The 12,512-nt window shown below is 69.2% G+C and carries 10 protein-coding genes; 3 read left to right on the top strand and 7 right to left on the bottom strand.

Going from position 1 to position 12,512, the window contains the following annotated elements:
* Positions 1-299 precede the first annotated feature (299 nt).
* Positions 300-956, top strand: a complete 657-nt coding sequence (locus ACLQ2U_RS23045; protein ID WP_425752816.1) for a response regulator transcription factor — start codon at positions 300-302, stop codon at positions 954-956.
* Here the strand turns inward: ACLQ2U_RS23045 and ACLQ2U_RS23050 are convergent.
* A complete protein-coding gene (locus tag ACLQ2U_RS23050) occupies positions 892-2,895 on the bottom strand; it encodes a sensor histidine kinase (RefSeq protein WP_425752817.1) in 2,004 nt (667 codons plus the stop codon). The two genes, ACLQ2U_RS23045 and ACLQ2U_RS23050, sit on opposite strands and share 65 nt — an antisense overlap.
* 156 nt (positions 2,896-3,051) lie before the next feature.
* On the opposite strand from ACLQ2U_RS23050, the gene ACLQ2U_RS23055 reads away from it, so the two are divergent.
* On the top strand, positions 3,052-3,813 hold the full coding sequence (locus ACLQ2U_RS23055) for a hypothetical protein (protein ID WP_425752818.1): 762 nt from the start codon (positions 3,052-3,054) through the stop codon (positions 3,811-3,813).
* A 93-nt stretch (positions 3,814-3,906) separates the two neighbouring features.
* On the opposite strand, the gene ACLQ2U_RS23060 is transcribed toward ACLQ2U_RS23055, so the two are convergent.
* Entirely contained in the window at positions 3,907-5,148 is a 1,242-nt protein-coding gene (locus ACLQ2U_RS23060) for an IS110 family transposase (RefSeq protein ID WP_425752819.1), read from the bottom strand.
* Between the two features lie 297 nt (positions 5,149-5,445).
* Here ACLQ2U_RS23060 and ACLQ2U_RS23065 point away from each other — a divergent pair, with 297 nt between their 5' ends.
* Complete coding sequence (locus ACLQ2U_RS23065) at positions 5,446-6,135, top strand: IS6 family transposase (protein ID WP_425752875.1); 690 nt, start codon at positions 5,446-5,448, stop codon at positions 6,133-6,135.
* Positions 6,136-6,382: 247 nt separating this feature from the next.
* Here the strand turns inward: ACLQ2U_RS23065 and ACLQ2U_RS23070 are convergent, their stop codons facing one another.
* The 5 genes from ACLQ2U_RS23070 to ACLQ2U_RS23090 form a co-directional block, all read right to left on the bottom strand.
* Positions 6,383-7,195 carry an ABC transporter permease gene (locus tag ACLQ2U_RS23070; RefSeq protein WP_425752820.1) on the bottom strand — a complete coding sequence of 271 codons (813 nt, stop codon included), beginning with the start codon at positions 7,193-7,195 and terminating at the stop codon, positions 6,383-6,385.
* Positions 7,192-8,109 carry an ABC transporter permease gene (locus ACLQ2U_RS23075; RefSeq protein ID WP_425752821.1) on the bottom strand — a complete coding sequence of 306 codons (918 nt, stop codon included), beginning with the start codon at positions 8,107-8,109 and terminating at the stop codon, positions 7,192-7,194. The genes ACLQ2U_RS23070 and ACLQ2U_RS23075 overlap by 4 nt, the downstream gene beginning before the upstream one ends.
* 5 nt (positions 8,110-8,114) lie before the next feature.
* The gene (locus ACLQ2U_RS23080; RefSeq protein ID WP_425752822.1) at positions 8,115-9,314 is read right to left on the bottom strand and encodes an ABC transporter substrate-binding protein; all 1,200 of its coding nucleotides are present in this window, start codon (positions 9,312-9,314) and stop codon (positions 8,115-8,117) included.
* Positions 9,315-9,349: 35 nt separating this feature from the next.
* Positions 9,350-10,381: an ABC transporter ATP-binding protein gene (locus ACLQ2U_RS23085; RefSeq protein ID WP_425752823.1), complete on the bottom strand. Its 1,032-nt coding sequence runs from the start codon at positions 10,379-10,381 to the stop codon at positions 9,350-9,352.
* Positions 10,382-11,122: 741 nt separating this feature from the next.
* Positions 11,123-12,061: an integrase core domain-containing protein gene (locus ACLQ2U_RS23090; RefSeq protein ID WP_425752824.1), complete on the bottom strand. Its 939-nt coding sequence runs from the start codon at positions 12,059-12,061 to the stop codon at positions 11,123-11,125.
* Positions 12,062-12,512: the final 451 nt, after the last annotated feature.

The following is a 12,512-nucleotide window of genomic DNA, read 5'->3' on the forward strand; positions in this document are numbered from 1 at the left end:
GAGGTGCCGGGCGGCAGCCCTCGCCCCCGCCACACGCGCTATATAGGCGTTGCGGGTTGGCATAGCAACTCGCCCGTGGCCGGGTCCTGGCACAGGTAGCGGTGACCTTCGTGCATCCACCCCCGCAACAAGTCCTTGAAGGCTTCGTCAATGACGATTAGGTCGCTGCGCAGCGCTGCGGCTTCGAGGTACCGAACATCCTCGCTGTTGAGATGGTCGGGGATCGCGCTGTAGACGAGACTGGCCGGGGTCGCGATCCAGACGCCGAGCCACGCATGTACTCAACTACCCTCAGCAGCATGCCGACCCGGATTGTGATCGCCGACGACTCCTACCTCATCCGCCAGGCGGTCGCCGGCCTGGTCGGTGACGAGGACGACCTGGCGGCGGTGGCAACGGTCGGTGACGTCGACGCGCTCCTGGCCGCGGTCGAGCAGCACCGGCCCGACGTCGTAGTGACGGATGTCCGCATGCCGCCGACGCACACCGACGAGGGCATCCGCGCAGCTCAACGCGTGCGGGACGCCGCCCCGCAAACGGGCGTCGTCGTGCTCAGCCAGTTCGTGCGCCGCGAGTACGCGGTCCAGCTCTTCGAAGGCGGGGCTGGCCGGCGGGCGTACCTGCTCAAGGACCGGGTCGCCGAGGCCGGCCAGCTCGCCCACGCCATCCGCGAGGTGGCCCGCGGCGGGTCGGTGATCGATCCTCTGGTAGTCGAGGCTCTGCTCACCCCGGCCGGCGGCGACCGGCGCCTTGGCAGGCTGACACCGCGCGAGCTTGATGTACTCCGCGAGATGGCGGCGGGCCGTAACAACGCCGGCATCGGCGAGGCGTTGAGCCTCACCGAGCGTGCCGTCGCCAAGCACATCAACGCGATCTTCGCCAAGCTCAAGCTCACCGAGGAAGAGCAGGTGCACCGTCGGGTTCAGGCAGTGTTGCTGTTTCTCGCCGCGTCATAGGCGCGCAGCCGGTGACTATCGTCCCCTGACCCGGACTCGAAGTGACGGACAAGCTGCCTCCGCACGCGCCGAGCCGGTCGGCCATCCCGGCCAGACCTGAGCCGTCAACGACGGCGGACGGGTCGAATCCGGCGCCGTCATCGGTCACGACGAACGCGCAGCCGCCGTCCACGGTCCGCAGGTCGACCTCGACGCACGACGCTCTCGCGTGCTTGACCGCGTTGGTCACCGCCTCGAGGCACGCGAAGTAGACTGCGGTCTCGACTCCGGAGGGCGGCCGCGTGGCCATCCAGTCGGACACGGTCACGGGGGTGTCGAGCCCGGCGACGGAGTCTCGCAGTGCGGCCCCGATCCCGAGCTCGCGCAGGGCAGGTGGGTAGGCGCCCGAGGCGATCGTGCGCAGATCGACGAGGGTGCGCTGCGCCAGGGCCTGAAGTTCGGTGATCCGCTGCCGTGCGCCAGGATCGACCAGCGGCTGTAGCCGGACCAGGCCGACGTTGAGCGCAAGCAGTCCCTGCTGCGCACCGTCGTGCAGGTTGCGTTCGATGGCCCGGCGCGCCGCGTCGTGCGCCTGGGTGATCCGCTGCCGGGACGCTCGCAACTGCTCGGCCTGGTCTCGGGCATCGGCCAATGCGCCGGTAAGGCGCTCGGTGAGGGCCACCGTGTGCAGCGCAGGCCCAACCTGCCGGGTGAGTCTGTCGAGCAGTCGAGACTCCGCTCCGGTAAGCGGCCAGTCCCGCCAGATCTCCACCGAGCCGACCGGCGCCCCCTGGTGGAGTACGGTGCGCGTCACATGCGCCTCGTCGGTCCGCGCGCCGCGCGGTGCCGTGGCTGCCACCCGGTCAGTCGACGACACGCGGGCCACGACCGCGACGTGTTCTGCCCAGAACGTCTCCTGCAGCAATCCGGCCAGCCGCGGCAGCGCGTCCGCAGGCGAGCCTGCCTCCCCGATCTGTTCGGCGGCCGCCGCCAGCGTGGCCAGTTGGTCGTGCTGGGCGCCGTAGACCGCTCTGCGCGCCCAGCGCATGAACCGGTCGCGCAGGGGGTGTACGGCGAGCACCGCTACCACGGTCCCCAACACCTGTCCCCGCAGGTCGGCGCCGAGCAGTCGCCCGACCGTCACGGCGACTGCGAGATAGACCAGGCCGGCCACGACCGCGAGGAAGGAATAAGTGAGCGTGTGCGCAAGCACCCGCTCGAGGTCGTACAGGCGGTAGCGGAGAACGGCGACCGCGATCGCCGTCGGCAGGAGCACGGCGATCAGCAGCCCGCTGCCGGTAAGCAGCCACAAGGCCACGCCGAGGCCGGCGCCGACGAGCATGCAGAGCACCTGGGCGCGCGCGGCCCCGTTTGCCTGGAACAGCCGGTGTGTGAGCGAGCCGAGGCCGAGCAGGACCAGCGCGGGCATGGTCAGCCAGATGACCGGTTCGACGACTGCCAGCAGGCCGGCGACGCTCTCTATCACGAACGGGTTGGCCACCGTCGGCTCGATCGACTCACGCGAGCCGAACGCCAGCAGCAACGACTCCAGAGCCACCAAAGTGGTGGCCGCCCACAGCACCGGCCGCCAGCCGCGACCCGGCAGCCGGCCGTCGGGGAACAGCAGCGGAATCAGCGTGAACGCAAAGTAGTAGCTGGGCAGGAACACCCAGGCAGAAAGCCACCGGCCGATCATTTGGCCGGGGATCTGGACATCCTCCATCACCAGGATCGCGCTGGCACCGAACAGCGCGCTGCTGATCGCCATGCCGAGCAGCAGCCAGCCGACTGCGTTGCCCGGTGCATGTCGCACGACCAGCCAACCCATCGCCGAGGCAGTCAGCGGGACCCAAAGATCGGAGGAGACCAGCACGTCGTACTGCCCCAGGCCGAGCACCGCGCCCAGATTGACCACCCCGAGCCCGCCGGACGCCAGGGCGAGCAATGTCGACTTGTTCATGTGTCCAGCTTCCTTCGCCCAGCGGCAGCCTGTCGGGTGCGTTGGGGGAAGCCTGCACCCCCACGGAGTGGCCTGTTGCCACTCCTGCCCTGGGGCGCCGCCGTTCACGATGATGAAGGCGGTAGACCTCGTTGCGCCCGACCGATGGAGATCATTATGACCACGGCCACAACCGCTCACCTGACCCGGCGTCTGGGCACCGTTGCCCACGGCGCACTTGCCGTGCTCTACGCGGCGTTCACCGGCCTGGCATCGTTCGGCATCCCCTCCCTGCTCACCGCATGGACCACCGCCGGACCGGAGCTCGAACTGCGCACCGCGTACGTCTATTGGGGCGTACTCGCCGGGCTCTTCATCCCGGTCGCCGCCCTCGCACTCCTACGGCGCGCTCTCGTCGCCCCGGCCACGATGCTGCTGGGCCTGATCGTCTCGATCGGCTGCACACTGGCCATCGCGCTCGAGCCCGAGAATGCTCAGTACGCAGCGATGACAGGGATCCCAGCGCTGCTGCTCGTACTGTTCCACCCGCAGCGCGGCTCGCTTCTGCAGGCCGGCGCCGCCGGCATGGACCGGCTCCTGACAGGTCTCGTGGCCGTGGCCGCCGTGCCGGCGGTACTGCTCGCGCTGGACCACGCGCGAAACAGCGCTGCCACCCCCTACACCGACACCATGCACGGGCAGTACGCCCAAGGCTCGATCATCGTCCTCGCCCTGCTCTGCAGCGGAGCCGTGACAGCCTTGCGGCAGAGTGGCTGGGTTGTCGCCGCAGTGGTGACGGTCGCCGGGACGGCCCTCATCGGTGTCGCGGGCATCGTCTTTCCCAACGACTTGATGAGCGTCGGCCGGCCGTGGGGCATCGCATGTGTCGTGCTGGCCGCTTGCTTCGCGGGGGCATCCCTAGGCGCTCGGCGTCGTTGAGGCCTGATGCTGTGGGCCTGCGAGTTCGGCTCTGTTGCGTTGAGGGTTGGCATGATCGAGGCAGGCTTGAGTTGCCCTGTGTCAACCCCTGGGTCAGGCGGCCGTTGGTTGGTCTTGGTTGAGGAGGGTTTGGAGGGCGCCGTGGGCGGCTGGGTCGTAGGGGACGTTGTCCTGCCAGCAGCGCCAGATGATGTGTGCCCAGGCGCGGGCGAGGATGCGCACGGCGTGGGGGTGGTCACAGCCGCGGGCGATTGCTTTGGCGTACAGATCGGCGGCCCAGGGATTGGCGCGACGGGAGTCGCCGACGAAGTCGCACAGGGCGTCACGCAGCTGTTTGTCGGCACCCCAGCGGAATGTGACGGCTTTGACCTTGCCCGACTGTCGGGTCGAGGGCGCGACCCCGGCCAGGCAGGTCAACGATTCGCGGGTGGGGAACCGTCCGCGGGCATCGCCGATCTCGGCGAGCAGCCGGGCGGCCCGAACGCTGCCGGAGCGGGGCAGGGACGTGAAGATCGCCGCGTCGGGATGAGCGTCGAGTTGTTCGCCGATGCTGGTGGCCAGGATCTGGATTTGGGCTCCCAGGGTCCGCAGGACGGCGACCAGCGCCGTGGTGGTGCCGGCGTGGATGCCGGCGGGCTCGCCGGTGACGCCGCGGGGTGCGGCCAGCAGCCGGGCGTGCAGTACGGCTGGGTCGACGCCCCCGCTGTAGGAGACCGAGCACAGCCAGACGGCCAGCCGCTTGGGCGAGAGCCAGTCCGCGGCCTCCTGGGTGGTGAAGCGTCCCAGGAAGGTCAGGGTGATCGCCGAGTCGATGTCGGCGAACAGCGTTGCGGCGGCGGGGAACACGATCTGCAGGTGGGCCCGCAGCTGGTTGGCCGCGGCGACCCGGTGGGTGACCAGGTCCCGGCGGGCCCGCACGCTGCCGCGCAGCGCGGTGGTCTGCTCGCTGTCATAGAGCATGGGCCGCAGGCGTCGCACGTCGGTACGGACCACGTCGGCCAGGACGTAGGCGTCGAACCGGTCGTCCTTGTTCCCGGCCGATCCGTACCGGCTGCGCAGGTTCTTCACCTGCCCGGGCGGGATCACGAAGACCACCAGCCCGGCCCGCATCAGGGTGTCGACGACGGGGCCGTCGCCGCGTTCGATGCCGACCTGCTCGACCCCGGCTCGCAGCAGCCGGGCGGCCATCCGCTTCAGCCCGGCCGCGTCGTGCGGCACGGTGAACCGGTTCAAGACCTCCCCTTGATCGCCGACCACACAGACCGCGTGGTCGTCCTTGGCCCAGTCCACCCCCGCCGTGACACGCATGGCAGTGGGGTTGGGGACGATACTCACAGTTGCCTCCTCGCTGTTGCATCAGTGGGAAGACACCCGGTGGTCCCGGGACACCGCAGCCGGTCGCTCACTGATCGGCGCTCATTGGCGCATAGCCCTGTAGCCAGTCCGGGTGTCCTGGGCCGCCGGGCCTCGCAGAACTCAAGCTGGACCTCGAAGGTCGAGCAGTGATGGCGATGGCCCGGCGGGGACCAGGGGTGCACCCGAACCCTCCCACTCAGCGATCAAACGGGCGACTCGGATACAGGGATGGTGCACCAGTGAGCAGTGAAGTCATCGACCCGCTCGCGCCCGTGGCTGCCTCCGAAGTCGGCGTTCGCCGGGTTCCGGTTCCCGCCAGAGGTGATCGTGATCGCGGTCCGCTGGTATCTGCGGTTCAACCTGTCGTATCGGGACGTTGAGGAGCTGCTGCTCGAACGCGGCGTGGAGGTCGACCACGTCACCGTCTACCGGTGGGCACAGCGGTTCACCCCGCTGCTGGCCGACGCCGCCCGACTCTGCCGCCACTCGCCGGGTGACCGGTGGCATGTCGATGAGACCTACGTCAGGGTCAACGGGGTGTGGCGGTACGTGTACCGGGCGGTCGACCAGTACGGGCAGGTCATCGACGTGCTGGTCTCGGCCCGCCGGGACGCCGACGCGGCCCGACGGTTCTTCCGACAAGCACTATCGGCGTTGAAGGTGACACCCAGCGAGGTCGTCACCGACGCCGCCGCGGTCTACCCCGGCGTGCTGGATGAGCTGGTCCCGCAGGCATGGCACCACGTCGAACGGTACGCCAATAATCCGATCGAAGACGATCACGGCCAGCTGAAACACCGGTTGAGACCGATGCGCGGACTACGAACGGACAAGACAGCACAGGTGATCATCGCCGGACACGCATTCATGCAGAACCTGCGCCGCGGACACTACGAACTCGCCGTCGACGTCCCGCCGGCAACGCGCGTGTCTGCGGCGTTCACCGACCTCGCCCTGGCCATCTGACCGCGGACCCGACGCCGGTTCAACACGTCCGCCGACCTCACAACGCAACGGCGCCGTCCCGCGACCGCCCAAGCCGGAGCGACCAACCCACCCGCCGCGTAGAAGAATCCCAAGGCCAGGTGTGCGGCCAGACCGAGCCATCCAACCACCCGTGTCGTCTGCATCCGTCCATATTGCGGATTCGGCAGGCGCCCCCCACTTCACCCACGCCGCTGGGCCTACCGGCTCAGGTGCCGTCGTGTGTGGGTCAGAGGCGACCACCGGCAGCGGTGTCGGAGATGCGCTGGGCAAGGTAGATCGGCACGATCGAGAGCACGATCAGCACCGCCGCGACGACGTTGATGACCGGCGCCTGGTTGGGCCGAAAGAGGTTGTTGAAGATCCAGATGGGCAGGGTCTGGACGCCCGGACCGGCCGTGAACGTCGTCACGATGATCTCGTCGAAGGAGAGCGCGAACGCCAGCAGCCCGCCGGCGAACAGCGCAGAGCGCAGCAGCGGGAACGTCACGTAACGGAACGTCTGGAAGGTGTCCGCACCGAGGTCTGAACTCGCCTCCTCCAGGTTGCCCCCCAGCCGGCGCAGCCGGGCCAGCACGTTGTTGTAGACCACCACGACACAGAACGTCGCGTGCCCGACGATCACCGAGAGCAGCCCCTTGCCGACCCCGAGTGGCTCGATCGTCGAGCGGAAGGCGGTGTCCAGCGCGATTCCCGTGACGATCCCGGGCAGGGCGATCGGCAGCACCACGAGCAGCGACACGGCGTCGCGCCCGAAGAACCGGTAGCGCTGTACCGCGAATGCGACCAGCGTGCCGAGCAGCAGCGCGACGGCCGTCGCGCCCAGGCCGGCCTTCACCGACGTCCACAGCGCCTCGCGGGCGCCCGCGTTCTCCCAGGCCCGCACCCACCACTCGGTGGTCCAGCGCGGCGGCGGCCAGGCGAAGGTGCGGTCGGCGTTGAACGAGTTGACCAGCACGATGGCCAGCGGCACGTAGACGAAGGCCAGGCCCACCGCCATGGCTCCGCGCAGCAGCCAGCGCGCTCCGCGCGACAGCGTCACAACTCCTCCAACGCGCCGGACCGGCGCACCGCGACCAGATAGATGACCATGATGAGTACGGGGATCGTGGCGAGCGCCGCCGAAAACGGCAGGTTGTTCGCCGCGCCGATGTTGGCATACACCAGGTTGCCGATGAGCTGCGTCTTGCCGCCCACGATCTGCACCGTGATGTAGTCGCCGAGGGACAGTGAGAACGTGAAGATCGAGCCGGCGATCACCGACGGCACGATCATCGGCAGCACCACCGAGCGGAAGGTGCGCCCGCCCCGGCCGCCGAGGTCCGCCGACGCCTCCAGCAGCGAATCCGGCATCCGTTCCAGCCCGGCGTAGATGGGCAGGATCATGTACGGCAGCCACAGATAGCTCAGCACGAGGACGGTCGCGAGCAGTCCGTACCCGGGGCCGTTGCCGGCGCCCCCGAAGAGCCAATCCACCGGGCCGCCGTTGGCGAGCATCACCCGCCAGGCGTACGCCTTGACCAGGTAGCTCGCCCACAGCGGGGTGAGGATCGCGATGACCAGCAACTGGCGGCTGCGCGGGGAGGCGACCTTCGCCATGAAGAACGCCATTGGCAGCGCGATGAGCGCGTCGATGACGGTGACGGCGGCGGCGACGCCGAGGCTGCGCAGGGTGACCGTGCGGTAGACCTCTTCGGTCAGGATGGTGCGGAAGTTCGCGAACGTCGGCTCGCGGACCAGGTCGCCGGTGAAGGTGTTGACCGTCCACAGCGCGGAGACGAAGAGCACGGCCAGCGAGCCGAGGTACGCCACGAGCAGCCAGAACAGCGGCGCCGCGAGCAGCGCCGCGAGGCGTACCCCGGCGTGGCGGTGCAGCCAGGAGGAGAGCCGGCGCACCGGCCCGCGGGCGATGGTGTCTTCGCCCGCCGGCCGGTCCACCGTGGAGAGAGCGGTCACGTGTCTCAGCCCTTGATCGTGGTCCAGGCCTGGGTCCAGGCCGCGTAGTCCTTGCACTTGACGTCGGTACGGCCGTCGAGGCACTGCTCCACCGGAGTGCTCCAGAACCAGACCTTGTCGAAGTACGCCTCGTCGGCGGCGTGGAACGTGGTGCAGTGGTTCTTGTCCGCGGTCTTGTCGCAGGAGAGCTTGTTGGCCGGGGCCTCGCCGAACCACTCCGCCACCGCGGCGTTCGCCACCGGGTCGATGATGTGGTTCATCCAGAGGTAGCCGCAGTTCGGGTGCTTGGCCTTGGCGGCGATCATCCAGGTGTCGGACCAGCCGGTCGCGCCCTCGGAGGGCAGGACCGCCTCGACGGGGGCGTTATCGGCCTTGGCCAGGTTGACGATGACCTGCCACGCGGTGCCGACGACGGAGTTGCCGGACTTGAAGGCCTGCACCTCCTTGGTGTAGTCCGACCAGTACTCACCGATCAGCTCGTTCTGCTTCTTGAGCAGATCCACGGCCGCGGCGAACTGCTTGTCGTCCAGCGCGTACGGGTTCTTGATACCCAGCTCCGGCTGGTGCTTCATCAGGTAGAGCGCCGCGTCGGCGATGTAGATCGGCGAGTCGTACGCCGTCACCTTGCCCTTGAACGGCGAGTTCGGGTCGAACACCGCGCTCCAGGACGTCGGCGCCGGGGTGACCTTGTCGGTGCGGTACATGAGCACGTTCGCGCCGCGGCCGTGCGGGACGCCGTACGCCACCCCGTCGACCGAGTTCCACTGCTTGAGCTTCAGGCCGTCGAAGACGTCCTTGTAATTGGCGACCAGGTCGGTGTTGACCGGGGCGACCTCACCGCCGTAGATCAGCCGCAGCGAGGCGTCGCCGGAGGCCGAGACCACGTCGTAGTCGCCGGTCTTCATCAGCGTCACCATCTCGTCGGAGGTGCCGGCGACCTTCACGTTGACCTTGCAACCGGTCTGCTTCTCGAAGCCGGTGACCCAGTCGACCTTCGGATCCGTGGAGCCGTTCTCGACGTACCCGGCCCAGGCGACGATGTTGACCTGGCCCTCGCCGGCGCCGAGCGACGCCAGCTTGTCGATCTTCGGCGGTTTGATGCCACCGGGGCCGGAGCCGCCGGCGGCGCCGCCGCCGTCGCCGCATCCGGCCAGCACGAGCAGACCGGCCGCGGCGAGCGCGGTGAAGACTCGAGTGGTGCGCATCTGCGCTCTCCTTCTGGTTATCAATAGGGGGTGTTTCACCGGGAGTTGACCGGAACCGCAACGACGTGCTCGGCCCGCCAGGTCAGCCGGATCGGCTTGCCACGCAGGGCCGCCACGTCGACCGGGGAGGTCTGCTGGTTCTGCTGCATCGCGACGACGCGCGCCCCGGCGTCGAGGTCGACGACGAAGCGGGTGGCCGCTCCCGCGTAGATCACCTCGACGACCTGGCCCGCCGCGCTGATCTCCTCGGCCGACGCGGGCGCACCGCCGAGTCGGATCTTCTCCGGGCGTACGGAGAACACGCCGTCGCGCCCGAGCACGGCGCGGGCGGTCTCGCCCTCGAACAGGTTGGAGGTGCCCACGAAGCCGGCGACGAACGGGGTGCCCGGGCGCTCGTACACCTCGGCCGGCGTGTCGACCTGCTCGATCCGGCCCTGGTTGAACACCGCCACCCGGTCGCTCATCGTCAGCGCCTCCTGCTGGTCGTGCGTGACGAAGACGAAGGTGATGCCGACCTCGCGCTGGATCGCCTTCAACTCGACCTGCATCTCCTCGCGCAGCTTCAGGTCCAGCGCGCCGAACGGTTCGTCGAGCAGCAACACGGCCGGGCGGTTGACCAGGGCGCGGGCCAGCGCAACCCGCTGGCGCTGCCCGCCAGACAGCGCGCTGGGCCGGCGCTCGCCGTACCCCTCGAGGCGGACCGTCCGCAGCGCCGCCGCTGCGCGCTCACGGCGCTCGGCGCGCGCTACCTTGCGCACGCGCAGGCCGTACTCCACGTTCTGCTGCACCGTCATGTGCGGGAAGAGGGCGTAGTCCTGGAAGACGGTGTTGACGTCGCGGTCGAACGGGGCGAGCCGGGTGACATCACGCCCGGCGAGCAGGACGCTGCCGGCGGTCGGCAGTTCGAATCCGGCGATCATCCGCAGCACGGTCGTCTTGCCCGAGCCGGACGGCCCGAGCATGGAGAAGAACTCGCCGTCGGCGATCTCCAGGTCGATGCCGGCGACGGCCTCCACGGCGTCGAACGACTTGCGCAGACCGGTCAGGCGGATCGCGGGTTCCGACACGACGACAGGCTCCAACTCTTCAACGGATCATGGTCACGCCAGCCGCAACGGCTACGGATTCCTTAGCGGAAGAGTAGAACTTCAACGGATACCGCAGTCAAGGGGTTGTGGCCGGATCGTTGAGTTGCCGCCCTCACCGGAGACGCGACCTCGAAAAGAACGACTGGTCAAGGGTCGCGGAGCCACGGCCAGCGCGTCCGCACCGGCGGCCGGAGGACCAGGCTGCGTCGGCACGCTGGAGGCGGCCGGGGATTCGACCGGGGGCGCCGGCTCACGGGACTGTCCCGCCGTAATGCGAGCGGTTAGGCTCTCACCTCCCCGAGAGTGCCGGCCCGGCGGAGGCCCCGTGGACAGCGTCGTCATCTTCGACCCGGACACCTACACGCAGCGCGTGCCGCACGAGGAGTTCGTGCGCCTGCGTGAGGCGGCGCCGGTCTCCTGGGTCGACGAGCCCGCCGTCGGCCCGTGGCCGGCCGGCCCGGGCTTCCGGGCGGTATGGCGGCATGGCGGCACGCCGAGGTCAAGGCGGTGCTGCGCAATCCGAAGGCGTTCAGCTCGTACCTGGGCGCCACCCAGATCCGCGACCCCGCGACCCCGGCCGACCTGGCCTACGTCCGCCGGATGATGCTCAACATGGACCCGCCCGAGCACTCCCGGCTGCGCCGCCTGCTCGCCCGGGCATTCACCCTGTACCGTGCCAAAATTGTGTTGCAGACTATGAGCTGCGGATTTGTGAGCGGATCAAGCGGCCCTGTGATACTCGTTGATGAGGCCACCAAGGATGCGGCGCCGGCGGATCGGCTTGTCGATCGCGACGACCGCGCCGGGGTCGTAGTCGGGTGGATGCTGCTCCAGGCCCTGGTGTGGCCGGTGCCGGTCGAAGTGGTCCTCATAGTCGCGGAGCACCGTGCGGGCGTGCTGTTCGTTGTAGATCAACATCCGGTCGGTGCACTCGGTCCGGACGCTGCGCACGAAGCGTTCCGCGAACGCGTTCGCCCGGGGTGTGCGTGGCGGGGTCTTCACCACGTCGATGTCTTCGGCGGCGAACACGGCGTCGAAGGACGCGGTGAACTTGGCGTCGCGGTCGCGCACCAGAAACCGGAACCGTGTCACACGCTCGCCGAGGTTCATCACCAGGTTGCGGGCCTGCTGGGTAGCCCAGTCCGCGGTCGGGTGGGCGGTGACGCCGATGATGTGCACCCGCCGGGTCGTGATCTCCATGACGAACAGCACATACAACCGTCGCAGCGTGATGGTGTCGATGTGGAAGAAGTCGGTAGCCAGCAGTCCGGACGCCTGCGCGCGTAGGAACGTCCGCCAACTGGTGTCGCTCTCACGCGGGGCGGGACCGACCCTCGATCGGGCGAGGATGCGGCGGATGGTCCCGGCGCCGATGCGGTGGCCAAGGCCGACGAGTTCGCCTTGGATGCGCCGGTGTCCCCAGCCGGGGTTCTCTTTGGCTAGGCGCAGGACCAGGTCACGGACGTCGTCGCTGATCGGTGGTCGTCCGGGCCGGTTCGGGTAGGTCCAGTGCCGGCGGACCAGCCGGCGGTGCCAGGCCAGCAGGGTGACCGGGGCGACGATCCGATGCTTCCACAGTTCCCGCGGCAGCGCCCGGACCAGCGCGGACAACACCGCCCGTTCCGGCCACGACAGCCGCGGCCGACCAAGTTTTGGCACGGTACAGGGACACCTTCGTCGCCGGGACGAAGTTCGACCTGCCCGCGCACGCCCGCTGACCCGGAGGCCGGCCCCAGCGTCGTGGCCGGCCTCCGACCGACCCCCGCCGGTCGCCGCTGTCCGCGCAGCGGCGGCCGGCGGGCCTCATTCCGGCCCGCGCCAGTCACCCCGGGCCGCTACGGAAAGAACGCTGTCCCCGATAGACGATCCACGCTGTTGGGAGGACAACCAGTGGACAGCCGCGCCGAATGGGGCGCCCGCCCGCCGGAATCACGCTCCAGCGTGCCCTGGTCCAAGCGCACAGTCTTCATTGGGCCACTACTCCGCCGCGAGCGGCGGGCGGAGATCCCCGACCGGTTCCCCGATGCAGACCCCGCGCCAGGCCGGGGCTGGAGCGACATCGGCTACAACACCCAGAGAGGGATCAACTCGGTCACCGGCCTGCTTTACG

It is taken from the genome of Micromonospora sp. DT47, from assembly GCF_049844475.1.
Classification (GTDB): Bacteria; Actinomycetota; Actinomycetes; order Mycobacteriales; family Micromonosporaceae; genus Micromonospora.

What these genes read in the sequence shown, in the direction of transcription:
- ACLQ2U_RS23045 (WP_425752816.1), top strand. Translation starts at nt 300, where the DNA reads ATGCCGACCCGGATTGTGATCGCCGACGACTCCTACCTCATCCGCCAG.
- ACLQ2U_RS23080 (WP_425752822.1), bottom strand. Translation starts at nt 9,314, where the DNA reads ATGCGCACCACTCGAGTCTTCACCGCGCTCGCCGCGGCCGGTCTGCTC.
- ACLQ2U_RS23055 (WP_425752818.1), top strand. Translation starts at nt 3,052, where the DNA reads ATGACCACGGCCACAACCGCTCACCTGACCCGGCGTCTGGGCACCGTT.
- ACLQ2U_RS23050 (WP_425752817.1), bottom strand. Translation starts at nt 2,895, where the DNA reads ATGAACAAGTCGACATTGCTCGCCCTGGCGTCCGGCGGGCTCGGGGTG.